Source organism: Dyadobacter sp. OTU695, assembly GCF_038440355.1.
In the GTDB taxonomy this organism is placed as follows: Bacteria; Bacteroidota; Bacteroidia; order Cytophagales; family Spirosomataceae; genus Dyadobacter.
In genome coordinates, this window is the sequence record NZ_JASATN010000003.1 from 261,980 (window position 1) to 281,610 (window position 19,631).

General features: G+C 48.3%; 19 protein-coding genes. 12 read left to right on the top strand and 7 right to left on the bottom strand.

All coding sequences use genetic code 11. The features are described from left to right. The first annotated feature begins 1 nt into the window (after nucleotide 1). The 4 genes from AAHB90_RS09190 to AAHB90_RS09205 all read left to right on the top strand — a co-directional run bounded on the left by AAHB90_RS09190 (nucleotide 2) and on the right by AAHB90_RS09205 (nucleotide 4,438). On the top strand, nucleotides 2–583 hold the full coding sequence (locus AAHB90_RS09190; RefSeq protein WP_342084639.1) for an ExbD/TolR family protein: 582 nt from the start codon (nucleotides 2–4) through the stop codon (nucleotides 581–583). A 26-nt stretch (nucleotides 584–609) separates the two neighbouring features. Next, the gene (locus AAHB90_RS09195; protein ID WP_342084640.1) at nucleotides 610–1,434 is read left to right on the top strand and encodes an energy transducer TonB; all 825 of its coding nucleotides are present in this window, start codon (nucleotides 610–612) and stop codon (nucleotides 1,432–1,434) included. 221 nt (nucleotides 1,435–1,655) lie between these two features. Then, nucleotides 1,656–2,603 carry a substrate-binding domain-containing protein gene (locus AAHB90_RS09200; RefSeq protein WP_342084641.1) on the top strand — a complete coding sequence of 316 codons (948 nt, stop codon included), beginning with the start codon at nucleotides 1,656–1,658 and terminating at the stop codon, nucleotides 2,601–2,603. Nucleotides 2,604–2,680: 77 nt separating this feature from the next. Continuing rightward, entirely contained in the window at nucleotides 2,681–4,438 is a 1,758-nt protein-coding gene (locus tag AAHB90_RS09205; protein WP_342084642.1) for a tetratricopeptide repeat protein, read from the top strand. A 97-nt stretch (nucleotides 4,439–4,535) separates the two neighbouring features. On the opposite strand, the gene AAHB90_RS09210 is transcribed toward AAHB90_RS09205, so the two are convergent. Further along, nucleotides 4,536–4,742 carry a hypothetical protein gene (locus AAHB90_RS09210; RefSeq protein WP_342084643.1) on the bottom strand — a complete coding sequence of 69 codons (207 nt, stop codon included), beginning with the start codon at nucleotides 4,740–4,742 and terminating at the stop codon, nucleotides 4,536–4,538. Between the two features lie 154 nt (nucleotides 4,743–4,896). Between AAHB90_RS09210 and AAHB90_RS09215 the strand changes: the two genes are divergently transcribed. Beyond that, nucleotides 4,897–6,243: a BatD family protein gene (locus tag AAHB90_RS09215; protein ID WP_342084644.1), complete on the top strand. Its 1,347-nt coding sequence runs from the start codon at nucleotides 4,897–4,899 to the stop codon at nucleotides 6,241–6,243. 5 nt (nucleotides 6,244–6,248) lie between these two features. Further along, nucleotides 6,249–7,328, top strand: a complete 1,080-nt coding sequence (gene aroC, locus AAHB90_RS09220) for a chorismate synthase (protein ID WP_342084645.1) — start codon at nucleotides 6,249–6,251, stop codon at nucleotides 7,326–7,328. Here the strand turns inward: aroC and AAHB90_RS09225 are convergent, their stop codons facing one another. The 3 genes from AAHB90_RS09225 to AAHB90_RS09235 all read right to left on the bottom strand — a co-directional run bounded on the left by AAHB90_RS09225 (nucleotide 7,329) and on the right by AAHB90_RS09235 (nucleotide 10,004). Further along, on the bottom strand, nucleotides 7,329–7,523 hold the full coding sequence (locus AAHB90_RS09225; RefSeq protein WP_342084646.1) for a hypothetical protein: 195 nt from the start codon (nucleotides 7,521–7,523) through the stop codon (nucleotides 7,329–7,331). A gap of 128 nt (nucleotides 7,524–7,651) precedes the next feature. Further along, nucleotides 7,652–8,995 (bottom strand): Gfo/Idh/MocA family protein, encoded by a 1,344-nt coding sequence (locus AAHB90_RS09230; protein ID WP_342084647.1) that lies wholly within the window; start codon nucleotides 8,993–8,995, stop codon nucleotides 7,652–7,654. A gap of 25 nt (nucleotides 8,996–9,020) precedes the next feature. After that, nucleotides 9,021–10,004, bottom strand: a complete 984-nt coding sequence (locus AAHB90_RS09235; protein WP_342084648.1) for a formylglycine-generating enzyme family protein — start codon at nucleotides 10,002–10,004, stop codon at nucleotides 9,021–9,023. Nucleotides 10,005–10,142: 138 nt separating this feature from the next. Between AAHB90_RS09235 and AAHB90_RS09240 the strand changes: the two genes are divergently transcribed. After that, on the top strand, nucleotides 10,143–12,035 hold the full coding sequence (locus AAHB90_RS09240; protein WP_342084649.1) for an ABC-F family ATP-binding cassette domain-containing protein: 1,893 nt from the start codon (nucleotides 10,143–10,145) through the stop codon (nucleotides 12,033–12,035). A 58-nt stretch (nucleotides 12,036–12,093) separates the two neighbouring features. Further along, the gene (locus AAHB90_RS09245; protein ID WP_342084650.1) at nucleotides 12,094–12,726 is read left to right on the top strand and encodes a DedA family protein; all 633 of its coding nucleotides are present in this window, start codon (nucleotides 12,094–12,096) and stop codon (nucleotides 12,724–12,726) included. Nucleotides 12,727–12,729: 3 nt separating this feature from the next. On the opposite strand, the gene AAHB90_RS09250 is transcribed toward AAHB90_RS09245, so the two are convergent. Continuing rightward, complete coding sequence (locus AAHB90_RS09250) at nucleotides 12,730–13,254, bottom strand: gamma carbonic anhydrase family protein (RefSeq protein ID WP_342084651.1); 525 nt, start codon at nucleotides 13,252–13,254, stop codon at nucleotides 12,730–12,732. A 91-nt stretch (nucleotides 13,255–13,345) separates the two neighbouring features. Here AAHB90_RS09250 and AAHB90_RS09255 point away from each other — a divergent pair, with 91 nt between their 5' ends. Beyond that, entirely contained in the window at nucleotides 13,346–13,906 is a 561-nt protein-coding gene (locus AAHB90_RS09255; RefSeq protein ID WP_342084652.1) for a YqgE/AlgH family protein, read from the top strand. An 8-nt stretch (nucleotides 13,907–13,914) separates the two neighbouring features. Here AAHB90_RS09255 and AAHB90_RS09260 read toward each other — a convergent pair whose 3' ends face one another. Continuing rightward, nucleotides 13,915–14,136 carry a hypothetical protein gene (locus AAHB90_RS09260; RefSeq protein WP_342084653.1) on the bottom strand — a complete coding sequence of 74 codons (222 nt, stop codon included), beginning with the start codon at nucleotides 14,134–14,136 and terminating at the stop codon, nucleotides 13,915–13,917. A gap of 169 nt (nucleotides 14,137–14,305) precedes the next feature. On the opposite strand from AAHB90_RS09260, the gene AAHB90_RS09265 reads away from it, so the two are divergent. From AAHB90_RS09265 to gcvP, 3 genes are all read left to right on the top strand, one after another. Next, nucleotides 14,306–15,562, top strand: a complete 1,257-nt coding sequence (locus AAHB90_RS09265) for a metallophosphoesterase (protein ID WP_342084654.1) — start codon at nucleotides 14,306–14,308, stop codon at nucleotides 15,560–15,562. 99 nt (nucleotides 15,563–15,661) lie between these two features. Next, nucleotides 15,662–15,880 carry a hypothetical protein gene (locus AAHB90_RS09270; protein WP_342084655.1) on the top strand — a complete coding sequence of 73 codons (219 nt, stop codon included), beginning with the start codon at nucleotides 15,662–15,664 and terminating at the stop codon, nucleotides 15,878–15,880. 131 nt (nucleotides 15,881–16,011) lie between these two features. Further along, complete coding sequence (gene gcvP / locus AAHB90_RS09275) at nucleotides 16,012–18,906, top strand: aminomethyl-transferring glycine dehydrogenase (protein WP_342084656.1); 2,895 nt, start codon at nucleotides 16,012–16,014, stop codon at nucleotides 18,904–18,906. Nucleotides 18,907–19,099: 193 nt separating this feature from the next. Here gcvP and AAHB90_RS09280 read toward each other — a convergent pair whose 3' ends face one another. Next, nucleotides 19,100–19,618 (bottom strand): NADH-quinone oxidoreductase subunit J family protein, encoded by a 519-nt coding sequence (locus tag AAHB90_RS09280; protein ID WP_188938979.1) that lies wholly within the window; start codon nucleotides 19,616–19,618, stop codon nucleotides 19,100–19,102. Between the last annotated feature and the right edge of the window lie 13 nt (nucleotides 19,619–19,631).

Here is a 19,631-nt window from a genome sequence, read left to right on the forward strand (position 1 = left end):
AATGGCAGCAATTGAAGAATCCGGTGGTGGTGGGCACGGTAAAGGTGATGGTAAGGTAAGGGCCAAGAAAATGTCCACCCGCGTGGACATGACCCCAATGGTAGACCTGGGATTTTTGCTTATCACCTTTTTCATGCTGGCGACAACCATGTCGAAACCGACATCCATGTCGCTCGCTGTGCCTGACAAAACCGAAGATCAGGAAAAGCCGACGGAACCTTTGAAAGCGTCAAAAGTTTTAACCCTGTTTATGGGAGCGAACGACGACGTGTATTACCTGGATGGTATTGCTGCGGATGATGATAAAGCACCAACCGAGTTGAAAACAACCCGCTACGGGTTTGATCTCAGAAGTGTGATTTTCGCATCGCAGAAACGCATTAATGCGGCTAATCCAAAGGATAAAGACGGTAATGAAGCGTTTGTGGTAGTAATCAAGCCAACGGAAGTATCTACTTATAAGAATATGGTAGACGTGCTGGATGAAATGGCGATTACAAAAACGAAACGCTATGCACTTGTGGACGCTCTGACCGACGCGGAAAAGAAAGTCCTGGGTGACAAAGTAAAACCTAAAAATTAGTTTCAAACAAAATTAATCACAGCGCCATGGCAGAAATCAGCCCGAATGCAACACTGGACGATATAGTGTTTGCGGATCGCAATAAGGCGTACGGTGCATTTTCACTTCGTCAGGGTTATCGCAGAGATGTGACGAAGGCCACTTTACTTGGAGCTGCTCTTTTTGTCCTTGCTATGTTTACACCGTCGATCATCAACAGCTTGACGGCAGGTAAGGAAGAAGAAGCACCAATGGTTGAAGTGGATTTGATGAAAATCCCGCCGCCACCAATAGACCCGGCAGAACCACCACCACCGCCACCACCACCCGTGGAGGCACCAAAGGTTAATACGGTGAAATTCTTGCCTCCTGAGGTTAAAAAAGATGAAGAGGTTCCCGAAGAGGTACCACCACCAACAGTTGAAGAAATCAAAGAAGCTGTTGTTGCTGACAAAACCATCGAGGGGGATCCTAATGCGAATGAAATCATTGTTGCACCCGAAGCTGTTGCAGCGCCTAGCAAAGGAACAGTAGTAGAGGCAGCCCCTGAGCCTGAAAAGGTATTTACAGTGGTTGAGCAACAACCTGAATTCCCCGGAGGTACCACAGAAATGTACAAGTTCCTTCAAAAGAACATGAAGTATCCAAGTGCAGCATCCCGTGCTAACGTTTCCGGAAGGGTTTTCATGTCCTTCGTTGTTAACACTGACGGAAGTATCCAGGATGTTTCGGTTTTGAAAGGGTTGGGTTTTGGTTGCGATGAAGAGGCGATCCGCGTAGTGAAAGCTATGCCGAAATGGAAGCCTGGAAAGCAATCAGGACGTGCAGTTCGTGTAAAATACAACCTGCCGATCAACTTCCAATTGGAGTAAGGCATGAGGGAGAAACCATTGCATGAAAAGCTCGGTGATCTGACCTCTTCGGTAATGGCTCTGGCATACGTAGGAGGAGGGGTCTTTTTGATCCTCTCCTCCTTCTCATTTAGATTGCTGCCGATCGGCAGCGTCTGGAGGTATGCTTTTGCTGGCATACTTATTTTATATGGAGCTTACCGGGGTTACAGAGTGTTGAGAAGAAACCAGGACGAAGAGTCATGAAAAAGAGATTGGCAGGACTGCTGCTGTTGCTAACGCTCGGTATAGCAGGGTTACTCAGATGTACTTCGTCCAACAGTGATCTGGACAATCCTCGGAAAGGAACGATCACGATCGCGGCCGACGAATCTTTCAAGCCGCTGGTCAATTCGCTGACAGGTGCCTATGAGGGAATTTATCCTGACGCGCATTTTAAGGTGGACTACAAACCGGAGCAGGAAGCGATCAGGCAACTGTTAAACGACAGTGCGAGGATCATTTTCGCAACACGCCAGTTGAATGAAAAGGAACTGGAAATTATCAGAAAGCAAAAGGGGAGCCAGAAATTCCAGCACATTGCAACGGACGGGCTCGCTCTTGTGATTGGGAAGAGCAATTCGGATAGTCTCATCACGATTCCGGAACTGAAAGCGATCATGGAAGGTAAAATTACCGACTGGTCGCAGATCAAAGGTGGGCAAGAGGGGTTGATCACGCTGGTTTTCGATAATGCCAATGCAAGCAACCTGAACTTCGTGCTTAACAAATTCGGCATTAAGGATATCCAGAAGCTGAGGATTATTTCGGCAGGATCAAATGAGAATGTAATCAAGGACGTCAGGGAAAACCCGACCCATCTCGGTTTTATCGGGGTGAACTGGATCAGTGACGGCCATTCGCTGGCTTCGGAAGAGCTTTCGAGGGGTATCAGGGTTATGGGAGTGGCCAAAGACGCCCAACCCGATTCACTATCAGACTACATTCAGCCATTTCAGGCGGGATTGGAGTTTAAGCGCTATCCGCTCTACAGAGACTTGTATATTATCAGCCGGGAAGGATATTCGGGTCTTGGCGGTGGGTTGATGACCTACATTGCCCGGGACGTTGGTGGGCTGATCATTCAGAAAATGGGTTTGCTGCCAACCGTAGTTTATCCGAGAGAACTGGAAATAAAGACAGAGTTATAGTACAATAAACAATTAGTAGATTTGGGGCTTGTTATTGAAAAACCAAGTTTTTTATCATTATTTTAACCGGGTAAAAAATGAACAGAAACATGAGAATGAAATTAGTAGCATTGGTATTTGGTTTATTAGCGTTTGTTAACTTACACGCACAGACGGTACAGGACGGCTTGGCATTAATTCACGGAGAACGTTATAATGAGGCGGGCGACGTGTTCAAAAAACTTGCCGAAGGAAGCCCTTCTGCTGATAACCAATATTACCTTGGTTATTACTATATCAAAACCAACCAATTGGACGAGGCGCAAAAAGCATTTGAAAAGGGGGTTTCGATTGACGAGAAATCTTACCTGAACCAGGTAGGTCTTGGAACGGTTGCCCTTGCGAAAGGTGATCGCGCAAAGGCGAAAGCGCTTTTCGATGAAGCAGAAAAGAAGAAGAAGAAAGATGCCGAAGTCCTTTTCAGAATAGGTGAGGCCTATACACTTTTCGAAAAAAACAGCGACCCGGCAGAAGCGATCCGTTTGCTGGATCTAGCGATCGCTCGGGACAAAAATCTTGCTGACGCTTACCTTGCCAAAGGAGACGCTTTGATGTTGCGGAATGAAGGTGGTAACGCTGTAACCGCTTACGAATATGCTCTGACCGCAAAACCAAATTATGCGGCTGCTCATAATGCAATTGGTTCTGTTTACCTGCGTGGTAAGAACTATAACCTTGCGTTGGAGAACTACAAGAAGGCAATTGAATCTGATCCTAACTTCGCACCTGCCTATAAAGATCTGGCTGAGCTCTACTTCTTTGCTCAGAAATACAAGCAGGCTGCCGAAAACTTCGACCTGTATCTGCAAAAAAGCGGCAGTACTGATCCTGAAATGAAACTTCGCGGTGCACAATTCGCATTTACTGCTGATGACTATACAAAATCTCTTCAATTCCTCGAAGAAGCGAAAGGAAAGATCAACAACCCGATCATCAAGCGTATGTACGGATGGGCTTATTTCAAGACTAACAAGCCTGACGAAGCAATCAAAAGCCTTGACGAATTTATCAAAGGATCTCCTGATAAGGTGATCGGTGATGACTACAAGTACCTTGGCCGCGCTCTTAATGCCAAATCAACTGACGGCAAAGGTTATGACTCATTGGGTATGGAGTATATCAAAAAAGGTGCCGAAATGGATACCAGCAAAGCGGAAGCTGCTGCTGCTTACAAGGAGGTAGCTGGTTTGTATTATGCTGCGAAAGATTATCCTAAGGCTGCTGCTGCTTATTCAAAAGGTAATAGCCTGGATACAGCGAAAGCAACTGCTAATGACTACTACTACGAGGGTCTTGCTAACTTCCAGACTGCACAGACTTACATCGTTCCAAAAAGTGGCGATCCTAACTTCGCAGACAGCGTGAAGATCGCAACTGAGAAGCGTAATATGTACCTTAGAGCTGATTCGATCTTCGCTACTGTAACCCGTAAATTGCCGGATTGGCCATACGGATACTACTGGCGTGCAAGTACGCTTTACAACGCGTACGACAGACAGGAGAACGTCGACAAGGGTATTTCACAACCATACTACCTGAAATTGACGGAACTGGCAGAGAAAGATCCTGATCCAAGCAAGTACAAGTCTTATCTGAAACTGGCTTACGGATACCTCGCATTCCACGCTCAGTCGACTTTGAAAGACCAGGCGAAAGCGAAGGAATATTGGGAGAAACTGCTTAAAGTAGATCCGGATAATGCTGCTGCAAAAGAAGCATTAGGATTGGCAGTGGCTCAGCCGGCAGCACAGCCAGCAGCTGGTACGGCAACGAAGCCAGCACCTAAGAAGAAGTAATTCCGAATAAGGATAAAAGTAGAAAAGCCGCCCGAATCCGGGCGGCTTTCTTATTTTTCTAAGCTCTCGATTATCAAATTGTAATTTTAGTAGGTTGCTAGTTCAACGCGGAAAGTCGTTCAAAACATGTGTTCAACACTGGTAGGTGAACCGTCGCATAATGGTCATAACACCATTGTCTAAGTCTTTTGATCTCAGCAGGCATTAACATGCGTATCGCTTTGCGGAGTTCTTTTTCAAATAATTTGCGGTCGAAGCTGACTTTTTGGAGAATAATTTTAATGTATTCAAGCATCGAGGCCATAGTATTATGTAGTTTTGTGGTTTAGGGACAACGATTAAAACAAAAGAAACCCTTACAAACGCTTCGTTTTCAGCAATTCCAATAAAGATAACGAAAAACTGAAATGAAATTATATGCGTTATTAAATATTTTCTTGTGTTTTTCGAGTATAGTCTTGGCGCAGTCCCCCGAAAACCTTGCGACGATTGAATACGGCTCGAAAAACCTGACATTAGACCAGCCGTTCCTAATCTCCGTAGTTTTGCGGGATGTGGAGACCAGGCCGTCGGTTATCTTCCCTGAAATCAAGGACTTGGAAAAGAGAAGTAAGTCGGCTACGAGTTCAGTAAATACGGTCGACGGGCGGAAGGTGGTCATACAAACTATCACGCAGGAATACTATGCAAAGAAGGCAGGAAACTACCTAATTCCGGAGTTTACGTTGACCGTTAACAATGTCAAACTGCACTCGGATGAAACGATGGTTGTTTTTGCTAAGGCCGGCGACGAAAGCGGGAATGTGCTTGACGACAATGTAGCGGTGACCGAAGTCGAAGACAATAGTCAATCCGTGTTTTTGTCGGTGCAGACGGACAAAAAGCAAGTCTACATCCGCCAGGGCTTTGCCGTCAGGATATCGCTTTATATTGCCGAGAACGCGCCGGTGGAAATGGAATTTTACCGGTTTAACGAGCAGTTGCAAAGCATTCTGAAAGCCGTAAGACCAGTGAATTGCTGGGAGGAGAACATTGGCGTCGAAGAGATCATCAAACGAAAGGTCACGATCCGCGGACGGAAATATGCCGAATACAACATGTACCAGGCCAGGCTCTTTCCCATTACGACCGAAGATATTGTATTGCCGTCGGTAAAGCTCGATATGCTGGTGACAGAAAGCGGTGGGGCGGTGAACGTCGATAAAAAATTGGTAAGAGGCTTTTATTCGAGGCCTGTAACAGTGGTGGTGAGGCAACTTCCCGACCACCCGTTGCGCGATCAGGTGGCTGTGGGGCAGTATAGCCTGAGAGAAAGATTGTCGAGCGATCTCGTATACCCGGGCGAAAGCGTCAGATATATGTTTAAAGTGGAGGGAGTTGGTAATATTACGGCGATTCCTGACCCGCTGATCCAGGCAAGCTCTTCATTCGACATTTATCCGCCGGAGGTTAGTCAGGTTATAAAGCGGAGCTATCAGAGCGTTGTGGGAGAAAAGACGTTCAATTATTTTGTCGTTCCAAGAAAAGATGGAGAATTCCCGCTAAGCAGGTATTTTCACTGGATCTATTTCGATGTTGAAAAACAGAAATATGATACGTTGACGTCTGCAGCGTCGCTTGAGGTGAGGGGAGACGACTATAAACTGGCTAATTTGTCCTTATCCGGTCCGTCCGGTTTGTACGATAACCTCGAAAGCCTCGATAGTAGCCGTGATACGATCGACTATAAAAAGATTTTGAAAGATTTAACCAACATCGTGATTGCAGTGTTGTTGGTAACAATGATTTGGGTATTTAGAAAGTAAGTTTAATGGGTAGTACATACGGCAAGATTTTTAAAATAGCCACTTTCGGCGAATCGCACGGAGTAGGGATCGGTGTAGTGATTGAAGGCTGTCCTGCGGGAGTGCCATTTGATTCTGATTTTATACAAAGCGAACTGACCCGCAGAAAGCCGGGGCAGTCGAGAATCACGACGCAACGAAAAGAAGCGGACGAGTTTGAAGTCCTTTCCGGCGTATTCGAAGGAAAAACGACCGGTACACCCATTGCAATGGTGATCCGGAACGAAGACCAACGCAGCAAGGATTACTCGCATATAGCGGCACAATTCAGGCCTTCCCATGCTGATTACACTTATCAGGTCAAATACGGTATTCGTGACTATCGTGGAGGCGGGCGTAGTTCTGCACGCGAGACGGCCGCACGCGTAGCCGCCGGCGCACTCGCGAAGCTGCTGCTGGCTGAACTGGGCGTCACCGTTCAGGCCTACGTATCGCAGGTGGGTACGATGAAGCTTGAAAAAAGCTACCAGGAACTCGATCTTGCGGAAACGGAAAACAATGCAGTGCGCTGCCCCGACCCGGAAATGGCCCAGCAGATGTTCGATTACATCGACGGCGTCCGCAAGCAGGGCGATTCAATCGGCGGGGTGGTTAATTGCGTGGTTAAAGGCACGCCGGCTGGTTGGGGAGAACCTGTTTTCGACAAACTTCATGCAGAACTCGGCAAGGCAATGCTGAGCATCAACGCGGTCAAAGGTTTTGAATATGGAAGCGGCTTTGATGGAGTGTTACTACCCGGCTCGCAGCATAATGACGCGTTCTATACAGACGAAAGCGGTCATGTACACACGCGTACGAACCATTCCGGAGGTATTCAGGGCGGGATTTCAAATGGCGAGGACATTTACTTCCGCACGGCTTTCAAACCGGTGGCTACAATTATGCAGGATCAGGAGAGCGTCGACCAATTCGGTAATGTGGCGATCGTGCAGGGGAAGGGGCGTCATGACCCTTGTGTTGTACCGCGCGCAGTTCCTATCGTAGAAGCGATGGCTGCATTGGTTCTGGCGGATTTTTATTTGAGAAACCGATCGGCGAAGTTGTGATCAGGCTTTATGGCGCCGGCGCCGCTGGTTAAGGTATAGCACCAGCCAGATTGTACCTATGAACTCGATCGCAAGCCCGCTCAGAATGATGGGGTCGCTGAACTGGGTCTTGGCAGAGTTTAAAAACGAACCGGTTGCCAGCACGATCATGCCGGCAAGAAGAATAAGTACAGCGTTTCTCAGGCTAAGCTTCACCGACTACATATTTCGTTCTACAATAAGTATCGTCAAGAATTCTCTTACCGAATATAGCTATTCACTTCGAGAAATACTATAAAAACGAAAAATGGCCCTGCGAGGGCCATTTTTCGTTTTGGTCTTGATTATATCACCTGAGTTTTACCAGGGATTGCAACTGGATAGAGCCCGTCCGGACCTGGCAGGATTTTCGGGGATGCATCCCACGCAAGTTTGTCGGGGAACAGGTTGATATCCGAGTTCAACGCTTCCTCCCACTTGATCTGCTTGCCTGAATAGGTAGCCATACGTCCCATAATAGCGGTCATGGTACTCTTCGCACCGTTTTCGGCATCGGCGAATTTGTATTCACCTTTCGCGATGGCCGCAAACAGCTCGTCGTGCTCTACCTGATATGGGTTTTTATCGCCTTTGTCGTCGTGCTGGTAAATCACCCCTCCTTTGTAGTCTTTCAGGACGGTCTTTTTACCATCAAAGCTGTCGATACGGCCTTTGGTACCTACGAAAGCTTCGTCAACGCGGTTCCAGGTTCCCTCGAACTGGCGGCATTGGCTGGAAATAACCGTTCCATCTGCGTAAACCAGGTCGAGCGTATGGTGGTCGTAAATTTCACCGTAAGCCTTTCCGGTGCGCACCTGGCGACCGCCTGAGCCCTGGATCGATACGGGATATCCTTTTTTCACCCAGTTGGCCACGTCGATATTGTGAACGTGTTGTTCTGAAATATGGTCGCCGCAAAGCCAGTTGAAGTAATACCAGTTTCTCATTTGGTACTCCATTTCAGTTTGGTTAGTCTGGCGTTCCTTCATCCAGGGGCTGCTTCCTACCCAGTAGACCTGACCGCCCACAATATCGCCGAGCGCGCCATCGTGAATGCGCTTGATCGCCTCGCGGTAGTTTGCCTGGTAATGGCGCTGCAGACCTACCACGACGTTCAATTTTTTCTTTTTAGCTTCTTCTGCTACTTCAAGCACTTTGCGGATACCCGGCGCGTCGGTAGCAACCGGTTTTTCCATGAAAATATGCTTGTTGTTCTTCACAGCCTCTTCGAAATGCGAAGGACGGAAGCCCGGAGGCGTTGCAAGGATCACAACATCGACATCTTTCAATGCGATGGCCTTTTTGAATGCGTCGAATCCTACAAACTTCCGGTCTTCGGGAACATCTACTTTGGTTTTGATGTCGACTGGCTGTCCCGCAGCATTTTTATATTTCTTAGCTGTCAGGTTTTTGTAGGAATCTTCAAGACGGTCCTTGAAAGCATCTGCCATAGCCACGATCTGCACGTTTTGCGCAGTGCTCAGTGCCTGCGCAGCAGCACCGGTACCACGACCGCCGCAGCCGATAAGCGCAACTTTGATCGTCTCACCCACGGCACTGTTATAACCATAGCCGGTAAACGGGTTCAGAATGGCACCACCCGCAATGAGGCCCGATGCTTTCAAAAAATTACGTCTGTTTTGTTCCATTTCGAATATAAGAGTTTAAAAATGATCAGTAGTCTTCAATCAGCTTAGGACTGTAATAGGCTTTGATTTCTTCTGGCGAAGGCGTTTTGAGCGGTCTTACAACACGGAAACCCACGAACGATGCGCTGGTCATCCACCATTCCGATTTGGGCAATTGCGGGTCGAGAATTTTCCATTCAGGTTTCGAAGCGACACGGGCAGCGCTGCGCAGATCGGCCGCTTCGTCGTCCCATGAACCACCCCGGACAGATGTCGGGTAAAGTTCGGTTACCGGAGCGAAAGCTTCGCCAGCGGGTTTTTTGGCATAGTAGTCAGGAATATATTGGTCGAGTGTCCACTCCATTACATTTCCGTGCATGTCGTAGAGGCCCCACGCATTAGGCTTCTTGGTTCCTACTTTTTTATAAGCAGCGTCGCTGTTTTTGCGGTACCAGGCATATTCGTCTATTTTCGACTCTTCACCGAACGAATAAGGAGTTTTAGAACCCGCACGGCAGGCATATTCCCATTCGGCTTCGGTTGGAAGACGGTAGAAAACACCGGTTTTTTCGTAAAGCCACTTGCAGAAATAGATCGCCGCATATTGCGTCATATTGATCGCCGGATAACCCGAGCGGCCCATTCCGAAAGACATATCTACATAAGGGGGAGAAGGGCGGGTACTTGCATCGGTTTTCTGAACGCTCTTGTCAGGATCCGGGTGGCGTGCGCCCATTTCCTTTTCCATGTTCTTGAAAGCATACAAATCGTAAATGTCCCAGATCACTTCGTATTTGCCCATCCAGAAGGGCTCAATTTTGACTTTGTGCTGGGGACCTTCGTCGGCTCTGCGGCCTTTTTCGCTGGCCGGGCTACCCATCGTGAATTCGCCGCCCGGTATTGCTACCATGTCGTACACCTGAGGGCTGCCTCCGATTTTTTGGGTATAACTTTTAAAATTACTGTCCTGCGCTGCTACTTTAAAACAAAGAAAAACGGTTAAGATTAGGTAAAGGGATGTTTTGGACATGATAATGAATGTGTTCAATGGAACCATCTAACAGAATATAAGCGGCAATATTAGCCTATTTACCCTATGAAAGCGAATTTTTTCTTTGTTGTTTGATATCTGTCCTACCTTTGCATATACAGAATTTTAGATTTAATCATGAATTATCTTTCGGCGGAAAATATCGCAAAGTCATTCGGTGACCGGTGGCTTTTTAGGAATATTAGTTTTGGGATCAGTAAGGGCGATAAGGTAGCGTTGATCGGAACGAACGGGACGGGGAAAACCACATTTCTGAATATCCTCACAGGTAAAATTCCTGCAGATGAGGGCGAAGTAAGTGTCCGTAAGGATATCCGCGTGGGGTATCTCGACCAAAGTCCTGCATTCGATGAATCGTTACCCGTGCTGGAAGTGATATTTTCTTCCAATAATCCGGTCGCGCAGGTCGTGAAGCGCTACGAGCATGCCATCGAAAGCGACAACCACGACGAGTTGGCGGAAGTGATGGAGGATATGGACAAGTTCAATGCCTGGGATTTCGAATATAAAACGAAGGAAGTTCTCGGCCGGTTGGGCATTCATCATACCGACAATCTTTACGGAACACTCTCCGGCGGCCAGCGCAAACGCGTAGCACTGGCCAAAGTCCTGCTCGAAGATCCGGACCTGCTTATTCTCGATGAACCTACCAACCACCTCGACCTCGATACCGTCGAATGGCTGGAAGAATACCTCAATACTTCCAATACGACATTATTGGTAGTAACGCACGACCGTTACTTCCTCGACACGGTCTGTAATCAGATGCTTGAACTGGATCATGGTTCGGCATACTCTTATAAAGGAAATTACTCGTACTTCCTCGAAAAGAAGGCAGAGCGCGAAGAACTCGAAGCTGCTACCATCGATAAGGCGCGCAACCTCATGCGCAAGGAGTTGGAATGGATCAGAAAACAACCCAAAGCACGCGGTACGAAAGCAAAATATCGTGTCGATGCGTTCGAGGACCTGAAAGAAAAAGCCAGCCAGAAAAAATTTGATGTGCAAATGGAGCTCAACGTGCGGACTTCGCGGTTGGGCAGCAAGATCATCGAGCTGGAAAACATCAGCAAAGGCTTCGGTGATCGCGAACTGATCAAAAATTTCGAATATACTTTCCGTCGCGGCGACCGTATTGGAGTAGTCGGGAAAAATGGAATGGGCAAATCGACCTTGTTGAATATGATCACGGGAGAATTGCAGCCTGACAAAGGAAAGATCAGTACCGGCGAAACGGTTCAGTTTGGTTATTACAAACAAACTGATCTGGTATTCAATGAAAATCAGCGGGTGATCGACATTGTGAAGGACGTCGCGGAAGTGGTTCAACTGGGCACGGGCGAAACCGTTACGGTAGGGCACCTGTTGCAGGCATTCTTGTTCTCGCCTTCGAAGCAATATGATTTCATTTCTAAACTCAGCGGAGGGGAACGGCGTCGTTTGCAGCTTCTGCTGATTCTGATCAAGCAGCCGAACTTCCTGATCCTCGATGAGCCGACGAACGACCTGGACATCGACAGTTTGAATGTAATCGAAGAGTTCCTGCTTAATTTTCCGGGCTGTTTGATGATCGTTTCCCACGACCGTTACTTCCTCGACCGCCTCGTGCAGCATATTTTTGTGTTCGACGGAAATGGTAAGATCAGCGACTTCCCGGGTAATTATACCGAACTGCGGGATTACCAGGACGAACAGGAGGCTGAAAAGAAAGCGGCCGCAAGCAATGCACCAGCGAAAGCCGCCGCGCCGGTAGCCGCTCCGCCGAAGGAGGTTGTCGCCACGCCAGCGGCTCCTGCAAAACGGAAGCTGAGCTACAAGGAGCAAAAGGAAATGGAGCAGCTCGAAGCGGATATTGCCAAATTAGAGCAAACGAAGGAGAAACTTGTGGAGAGCCTGAATAATGGCGGCTCGCACGAAGAGCTAGCGAAATGGTCGAAGCAGATCGAAGAGATTACGGACAGTCAGGCGGAGAAAGAAATGCGCTGGCTGGAACTGTCGGAAAATGCTTAATTTTAAAAGTCAACAAATGGTAGCCGCGAGCCGTAAACCGACTCTCAGATTATAAATTATGGATTCAATTGTCGAGTTTTTTCAGTACATTCTTAATTCAGAGGAAATTATCCGTACTGGCGGGCTCCTGGTGATTACTTTCATAGTATTTGCGGAAAACGGCCTGTTTTTCGCATTCTTCCTGCCGGGCGATTATCTCGTATTTTTAGCCGGCGTGTTCTGCGGCACAGGCATTCTCGACGTGCCGATCCTCATTTTGCTGATCAGCATGCTGACAGCCGCGATATTAGGTTCGCTGGTCGGGTATATTTTCGGAAAATATTTCGGTGATATGTTCGAAAACCGTCCGGATTCCTTCTTTTTCAAGAAAAAACACATTGATACCACCCGGAAATACTTTGAAAAGTACGGGAGCCGGACACTGATCATCAGCCGGTTTCTGCCGATCGTGCGCACGTTCGCGCCTATTCTCGCGGGATTGGTGAAAATGTCGTTTCCCTCGTTCCTGATCAACAATGTGGTTGGCGGAGCGATCTGGATCTTCGCATTAACCGGCGGGGGCTATCTTTTCGGTGAGAAATTCCCGTGGATCGTGGATTACGTGCAGTATATTATACTATTCTTCCTGGCCATTACGACATTCACGGTTATCAAAGGATATCTGAATGCACGAAAAGGGATGGCCGAGTAAGGCCTATTGACCTTCCTCTTCCTTAAACCAGCCCGAATAAATCAGATAATTATTCGCCGTCCGGTCAATGGCCGCATTCAGTTCAGGCGAAACATCTTTCAGGTATTTGGCCGGATTTCCGGCGTAGATCGTTCCCGGGGGCACTTTGGTACCCTGGGTGACGATCGCACCTGCGGCTATAATCGCACCTTCACCCACAACCGCCCCATCCATCACTATCGACCCCATTCCGATCAGCACGTGATCTTCGATCGTGCAGCCGTGCACGATGGCATTGTGCGCGATGGAAACGTAATTGCCGACGGTCGTTGCAAAACGCTGGTAGGTGCAATGGATCACGGCTCCATCCTGGACATTGGAATGGTGGCCGATACGGATGCTGTTGACATCCCCACGGATCACCGCATTGAACCATACAGTACAATTTTCTCCCATTACCACATCACCTACAATCGTGGCGTTTTCTGCAAACCAGCAACTCTCGTCATAGGTCGGGTGGTGTCCTCGGACTGATTTTATCAATGCCATGATCTTATTTTTATTATATTTTGGGCAATATCCGCTTTTCAGTGCGAAAAATAAATATATTTCGTTGTTGAATTAACAATCTGCCAAGGTTATGCCGTCCGCCGCCAAAGTTTCAAAAGGAAGCCTGCTTATCGCAAAGCCTTTTCTGGGCGATCCCAATTTTGAAAGAGGGGTAATCCTGATGTGCGAGCATAATGAGCAGGGGAGTTTCGGTTTTGTACTCAACCAGACAACGGACTTATTTCTCGGGGATGTGCTGGAAGAGACTATTTACCAGGATATCACGCTCCACCTGGGCGGCCCCGTGGAAAAGAATACACTGCATTTTATCCATCGCCGTCCCGACCTCGTTACAGGCGGAACGGAAATCATGAAAGATGTTTACTGGGGAGGCGATTTCAATGTCGTAAAGACGCTCCTGAACCTGAATACGCTGAAACAGGAGGACGTGCGGTTTTTCATCGGCTACTCCGGATGGAGCGGGGGGCAGCTCGACGATGAGATCAGGCAGGATTCCTGGATCATTTCCAGTACCACATCCGATTTCCTGTTTTCAACGCCCCCGGGCAACTTCTGGCGCGAAATCCTTCGGAATATGGGCGGTGAATACCGTTCCATCGCGCATTATCCTATCGATCCACGCCTTAACTGAAAAATCGGCTAGTTAGGCTGATTCAATCCCTTCACCGATTCATAGTCCGATTTGATCCGCGCAACCTCGTGGGTGAGGAAATGCTGTAACTCTTCGTTGAAGATCTTTTTCTCGTCGTCAGGCAGGGAAGCATAGAGGTCTTTCAACTCCTGATTGATCTCCGCTCGTTCCTGGTCGGATCCCGCATTCATCGAGCGAATGTGGAACCGTTTGAAGTCATAATTGGGCATACTGATATGGAATAAGGCACAAAAATACCGAAAACCGTTTAGCAACTAAAATTAACCTTCGGCCCGGACTTTTATCCATTTCTGTACAATCGGCAAGAATCCCTACACGGTACTGAACGTGAAAGGTTTTGCCTGTGTTTGTCGTTGATATGACAACGATCATTTTAAAATGAACAGAACCTTCTTTTTTATCATACTTACATTCATCCTTTTTGCCATTGACTGGTATGTCTGGCAAGGTCTGAAACTGGCCATTCGCGGCCTCGCACCTTTAACTCAACGCTGGATCGGAGGGGCATATTGGGCACTTACCCTGGTTACGCTCGGCGCTTATATCGGCATGCAGCTGCTCCCGCCCGATTACTTCAAAAGCACCACCCGGACTTTCGTGGTTGCGTTCATCGCCATTCCCTATCTCTCGAAACTATTGGCGGTTGCAATTTTGCTTATTGATGATGTTCGCCGCTTTTTCCAATGGATTATCAGCTTTTTTGCCCCTTCCGTGGCTACGCCTTCCCCGGAGACAGGTGAGCCTACCATTCCCCGTTCCCAATTTCTCGCGACTACGGCCGTGGTTGCCGGTGCGGGACTAATGGGGACGTTCGCCTATGGAATTCTGTCCGGCGCGCACGATTACCGGATTCGCCGGGTAAAAGTATCTTTGAAAAATCTTCCCCGGCAATTTCATGGCATGAAGATAGCCCAGCTTTCCGATATCCATTCGGGCAGTTTCTTCAACAAAACCGCAGTGAAAGGTGGGGTGGAATTGCTGATGAAGGAAAAACCGGATATTGCTTTTTTCACGGGCGACCTTGTGAACGACCGGGCGATGGAGGTAAGGGATTATATCAATATTTTCGATAAGGTGAAAGCCCCACTCGGCGTACACTCGGTGCTCGGGAACCACGATTATGGCGATTATTTCCAATGGCAGGATGCTCAGGCAAAGAGCAACAACCTCGCAGAGCTGAAAAAGGCGCATGAATTGCTGGGTTGGAAATTAATGCTGGATGAGAACCGGGCCATTACAGTCGACGGTGAATCGATCGGGTTAATTGGTATCCAGAATTGGGGAGCGGGAAATTTCGCCAAATACGGCAACCTGGAAAAGGCCTATGAACATACGGATGATTATCCCGTTAAAATATTGCTCTCGCACGATCCCAGTCACTGGGAAGCACAGGTATTGCCGCAATACAAGGACATCGACCTCGCACTCGCCGGACATACGCACGGAATGCAGTTTGGCGTGGAGATAGGCAAGGTGAAATGGAGTCCGGTGCAGTATCGTTACAAGCAATGGGCAGGGCTTTATGAGGAAAATGACCAGTATTTGTACGTAAATCGCGGATTTGGCTATCTGGGTTATCCGGGGCGTGTAGGTATTCTCCCCGAAATCACGATTCTCGAATTGGTAAAGGCGTAAAATTTTCGGAAAATTGTGAAAGGACTGGCGCATTGCATACCGAAACCAGTGTGCAATGCGTTGCATTAATGACCTTTGACGATCCAACGCATGAAGAGCATGAAGAAAATTACTCCCTGGCTTTTAGTTCTGGCGCTGATTTGCAGTATTTCAGGCGTAGAACCGGTTTCGGCAGCGACCGTTACGGCAGCACCTGGAGCGACCAAAGTGGAGCTGTTTGGTAAAAAGAAGAAATACAAAGGTTACAAGAAACCGAGGTCCAAGAAGTTCCTTGGAATATTCAAACGGAAAACCGATTGCGGCTGCCCTAACCACTAGGAACTTCTAGCCGTTACAATTTGTACATATTCAAGAGTAAGCATAGCCATCGATCTCTGAGAGATTTGCTTGGATTTGCTTACTTTTGTATTTTAAAATCACCTAATAGCGGCATTCTCAGCCTAACTTGAATGAAAGTTAATCTTCGAAACCAGGACAAGTTTGAAAACCGTCACCACGGTAAAGATGAGCAGGAATTGCAGGAAATGTTGAAGACCATCGGAGCCGGGTCAGTGGATGAACTGATCGACCAGACTCTTCCTTCCGCGATCCGCCTACAAAAACCACTGAATTTGCCGAGGCCCAAATCGGAGCAGGAGTTTTTACAATACATTAAAAAAATTGCTTCCAAAAACGCGGTGCTGAAATCATACATCGGCACGGGCTATTACGACACCATCACACCGAACGTTATTCTGAGGAATATCCTCGAAAACCCGGCCTGGTATACTGCCTATACTCCTTATCAGGCAGAGATCGCGCAGGGAAGGCTTGAAATGCTCCTGAACTTCCAGACGGTTGTGACCGATCTGACAGGTATGGAGATCGCCAATGCGTCGTTGCTCGACGAAGCGACGGCTGCCGCGGAGGCGATGACCATGCTGCATGCTCTGAAAGGCGCTTCAAGAAAGAAAGCCAATACATTTTTTGTATCGGAGCTTTGTCATCCGCAGACGATCGACCTGGTTTATACCCGCGCGAAGCCTATTGGAATCGACGTGGTAGTAGGTAACCACGCAACGGTTGATCTTACCGACGAAAACATTTACGCTGCGCTCGTTCAATATCCGGCTACCGACGGCGAGGTGATCGATTACACCGATTTTATTGCTTCGGCCCACGAACTCGGCATTTCGGTGGCAGTTGCAGCCGATCTGCTCGCATTGACACTCCTGAAATCGCCAGGCGAGATGGGCGCTGATGTAGTAATCGGTTCTTCCCAGCGTTTCGGTGTACCTATGGGCTATGGCGGCCCGCACGCGGCATACTTTGCAACCAAAGATGCTTTCAAGCGCCAGATTCCTGGCCGTATCATCGGTGTATCGGTGGACGGTGAAGGCAACCGCGCATTGCGCATGGCATTGCAGACCCGCGAGCAGCACATCCGCCGCGAAAAAGCGACTTCCAACATTTGTACTGCACAAGTATTGCTGGCAGTTATCGCCGGCGCATATTCGGTATACCACGGTCCAGAGGGCATCAAAGGCATTGCGGCACGCGTGCATGGCCTGACGCGATTGTTTGTAGATACGATCAAGAAATTCAACTACGAAGTTGTTACCGAAACCTATTTCGATACGGTAACAGTCAGGACGCCGCTTTCGCGGAAACTGCGTGAGCAAACAGTGAAATACGGCATTAACCTGCGTTATAAGGGCGACGAAACTGTTTCAATTTCGTTCGACGAAGCCAAGACCTTCGATGACGTGATCGCATTGCTGAATGTGTTTGCCGAAGTTTCGGGCTTCCAGGGTGAAATGGTGATCGACGAGGAACTTGAATTTGCATTTCCAGAAAACCTGGTAAGGACCTCGGAGTACCTGTCGCACCCGGTTTTCAATACCCACCACACAGAGCACGAAATGCTCCGCTATTTGAAATCGTTGGAAAACAAAGACCTTTCACTGGTACATTCCATGATTTCACTCGGCAGCTGTACGATGAAGTTGAATGCAACGGCCGAAATGATCCCGCTTACCTGGCCGGAATTCGGCGGCCTGCACCCATTGGCTCCTACCAATCAGGTGGGCGGCTATGCACAATTGGTAAGCGAGCTTAATACCTGGCTTTGTGAAATCACCGGTTTTGCGGCGATGTCGTTTCAGCCAAATTCTGGTGCGCAGGGCGAATATGCTGGTTTGATGGCCATTCGCGCATACCACGAAAGTCGCGGTGAGGCACATCGTAATGTGGCATTGATCCCTTCTTCCGCACATGGTACCAACCCGGCATCCGCTGTAATGGCCGGCATGAAAGTGGTGGTAACCAAATGCGATGAGCGAGGTAATATAGATGTGGAGGACTTGCGGGCAAAAGCTGAGCAACATGCCGACGATCTGTCGTGTTTGATGGTGACCTATCCTTCGACGCACGGGGTGTACGAAGAAAGTATCATTGAGATCTGCTCGATGATCCATTCATTCGGCGGGCAGGTTTATATGGACGGCGCGAACATGAATGCACAGGTTGGCCTTACAAGCCCTGCCAGCATTGGTGCGGATGTCTGTCACCTCAATTTGCATAAAACATTCTGTATCCCTCACGGCGGCGGCGGCCCGGGCGTAGGTCCGATTGGCGTTGCCGAACACCTGATGCCATTCCTGCCCGGACACGTGAATTTCAGTACACAACCTGAACATCTGCCAGCCGGACAAGCCGGAGCGGTTTCTGCGGCACCTTACGGCAGCGCGAGCATTCTGACAATCTCTTACGCTTACATTGCGATGATGGGCGGCGAGGGGCTGACAAATGCTACCAAATTCGCCATCCTGAATGCGAACTATATTAAGGAACGCCTGAACGGACATTATGAAGTGCTTTATACCGGCACAAACGGCCGTTGTGCGCACGAAATGATCGTCGACTGCCGTGGCTTCAAGGCTGCTGGTGTAGAAGCGGAGGATTTGGCAAAACGTTTAATGGACTACGGTTTCCACGCACCAACCCTTTCATTCCCTGTTGCCGGGACGTTGATGATCGAACCAACCGAATCGGAGTCGAAAGCTGAGCTGGACCGCTTCTGTGATGCGATGATTGCCATCCGTAACGAAATCCGTGAAGTGGAAGAAGGTGTAGCAGACCGTAACGACAACGTTTTGAAGAATGCACCGCATACCTCCCGCGTGTTGCTGAGCGAAAACTGGACCCGCTCTTACAGCCGTGAAAAAGCAGCATTCCCGTTGCCTTACCTGCGTTTCAACAAGTTCTGGCCAAGCGTAAGCCGCGTGGACAGCGCTTACGGCGACCGCAACCTGATTTGCTCTTGTATCCCGGTTGAAGCCTATTCAGAAGTAGAAGAAGCGTAAGCCGGTTTAGTGATAAAACAAAAATGGAGATGTTCTTTCGAGCATCTCCATTTTTTGTTTAGAGTCTATGAGTTTAAAGTCTATGAGTTTAAGGTTTATGAGTTTAGAGGGTTAAAGATATGGCTGTGATACGCTGAACTTTAAGTTCTGGACTCATCAACTCTAAACTCATCGACTTTGAACTCATTAACTCTTAAAAGTGGCGTTCGCCGATTTCCCGTTTGCCCAGCAATACTGCTCCCACCATCGCTACAAGCAAAAGGATAGAAGCCAGCTCAAACGGCAACAGGTATTCGCGGAAAAGCATGTGCCCGAGGCTTTCGATCATACCGATCTGCGAATCGTAAGTCTGCGGATCGAACGGAGCAATAGCAGTTTTGCGGTAAGCACCGAAAAGGATCACAAATACCGTCCCGCCGACGATTGTGGCGGCTATTTTGGTCAGATTTGTCTTCGCTTCCTCCTGGTCCTGCTTCATATTCAAAAACATGATCACAAAGAGGAAAAGTACCATAATCGCCCCGGCATACACGATAATGTTCACCGCAGCCAGGAATTGCGCATTTAGCAGAATGTAATGACCTGAGAGCGTAAAGAACGTCAGGATCAGATATAGGACGCTGTGAATGGGGTTACGCGACACCACGACCATCACGGCACTCAGGATGGTGAGGAACGATAGAAAGTAGAAAAACGATACTGCTGAATTCATAATGTTTGTAACT

Excerpts from the sequence above, each read along its gene's own strand:
- AAHB90_RS09190 (WP_342084639.1), top strand. The coding sequence starts at position 2 with ATGGCAGCAATTGAAGAATCCGGTGGTGGTGGGCACGGTAAAGGTGAT.
- AAHB90_RS09195 (WP_342084640.1), top strand. The coding sequence starts at position 610 with ATGGCAGAAATCAGCCCGAATGCAACACTGGACGATATAGTGTTTGCG.
- AAHB90_RS09200 (WP_342084641.1), top strand. The coding sequence starts at position 1,656 with ATGAAAAAGAGATTGGCAGGACTGCTGCTGTTGCTAACGCTCGGTATA.
- AAHB90_RS09205 (WP_342084642.1), top strand. The coding sequence starts at position 2,681 with ATGAACAGAAACATGAGAATGAAATTAGTAGCATTGGTATTTGGTTTA.
- AAHB90_RS09210 (WP_342084643.1), bottom strand. The coding sequence starts at position 4,742 with ATGGCCTCGATGCTTGAATACATTAAAATTATTCTCCAAAAAGTCAGC.
- aroC (WP_342084645.1), top strand. The coding sequence starts at position 6,249 with ATGGGTAGTACATACGGCAAGATTTTTAAAATAGCCACTTTCGGCGAA.
- AAHB90_RS09230 (WP_342084647.1), bottom strand. The coding sequence starts at position 8,995 with ATGGAACAAAACAGACGTAATTTTTTGAAAGCATCGGGCCTCATTGCG.
- AAHB90_RS09235 (WP_342084648.1), bottom strand. The coding sequence starts at position 10,004 with ATGTCCAAAACATCCCTTTACCTAATCTTAACCGTTTTTCTTTGTTTT.
- AAHB90_RS09240 (WP_342084649.1), top strand. The coding sequence starts at position 10,143 with ATGAATTATCTTTCGGCGGAAAATATCGCAAAGTCATTCGGTGACCGG.
- AAHB90_RS09245 (WP_342084650.1), top strand. The coding sequence starts at position 12,094 with ATGGATTCAATTGTCGAGTTTTTTCAGTACATTCTTAATTCAGAGGAA.
- AAHB90_RS09250 (WP_342084651.1), bottom strand. The coding sequence starts at position 13,254 with ATGGCATTGATAAAATCAGTCCGAGGACACCACCCGACCTATGACGAG.
- AAHB90_RS09255 (WP_342084652.1), top strand. The coding sequence starts at position 13,346 with ATGCCGTCCGCCGCCAAAGTTTCAAAAGGAAGCCTGCTTATCGCAAAG.
- AAHB90_RS09260 (WP_342084653.1), bottom strand. The coding sequence starts at position 14,136 with ATGCCCAATTATGACTTCAAACGGTTCCACATTCGCTCGATGAATGCG.
- AAHB90_RS09265 (WP_342084654.1), top strand. The coding sequence starts at position 14,306 with ATGAACAGAACCTTCTTTTTTATCATACTTACATTCATCCTTTTTGCC.
- AAHB90_RS09270 (WP_342084655.1), top strand. The coding sequence starts at position 15,662 with ATGAAGAAAATTACTCCCTGGCTTTTAGTTCTGGCGCTGATTTGCAGT.
- gcvP (WP_342084656.1), top strand. The coding sequence starts at position 16,012 with ATGAAAGTTAATCTTCGAAACCAGGACAAGTTTGAAAACCGTCACCAC.
- AAHB90_RS09280 (WP_188938979.1), bottom strand. The coding sequence starts at position 19,618 with ATGAATTCAGCAGTATCGTTTTTCTACTTTCTATCGTTCCTCACCATC.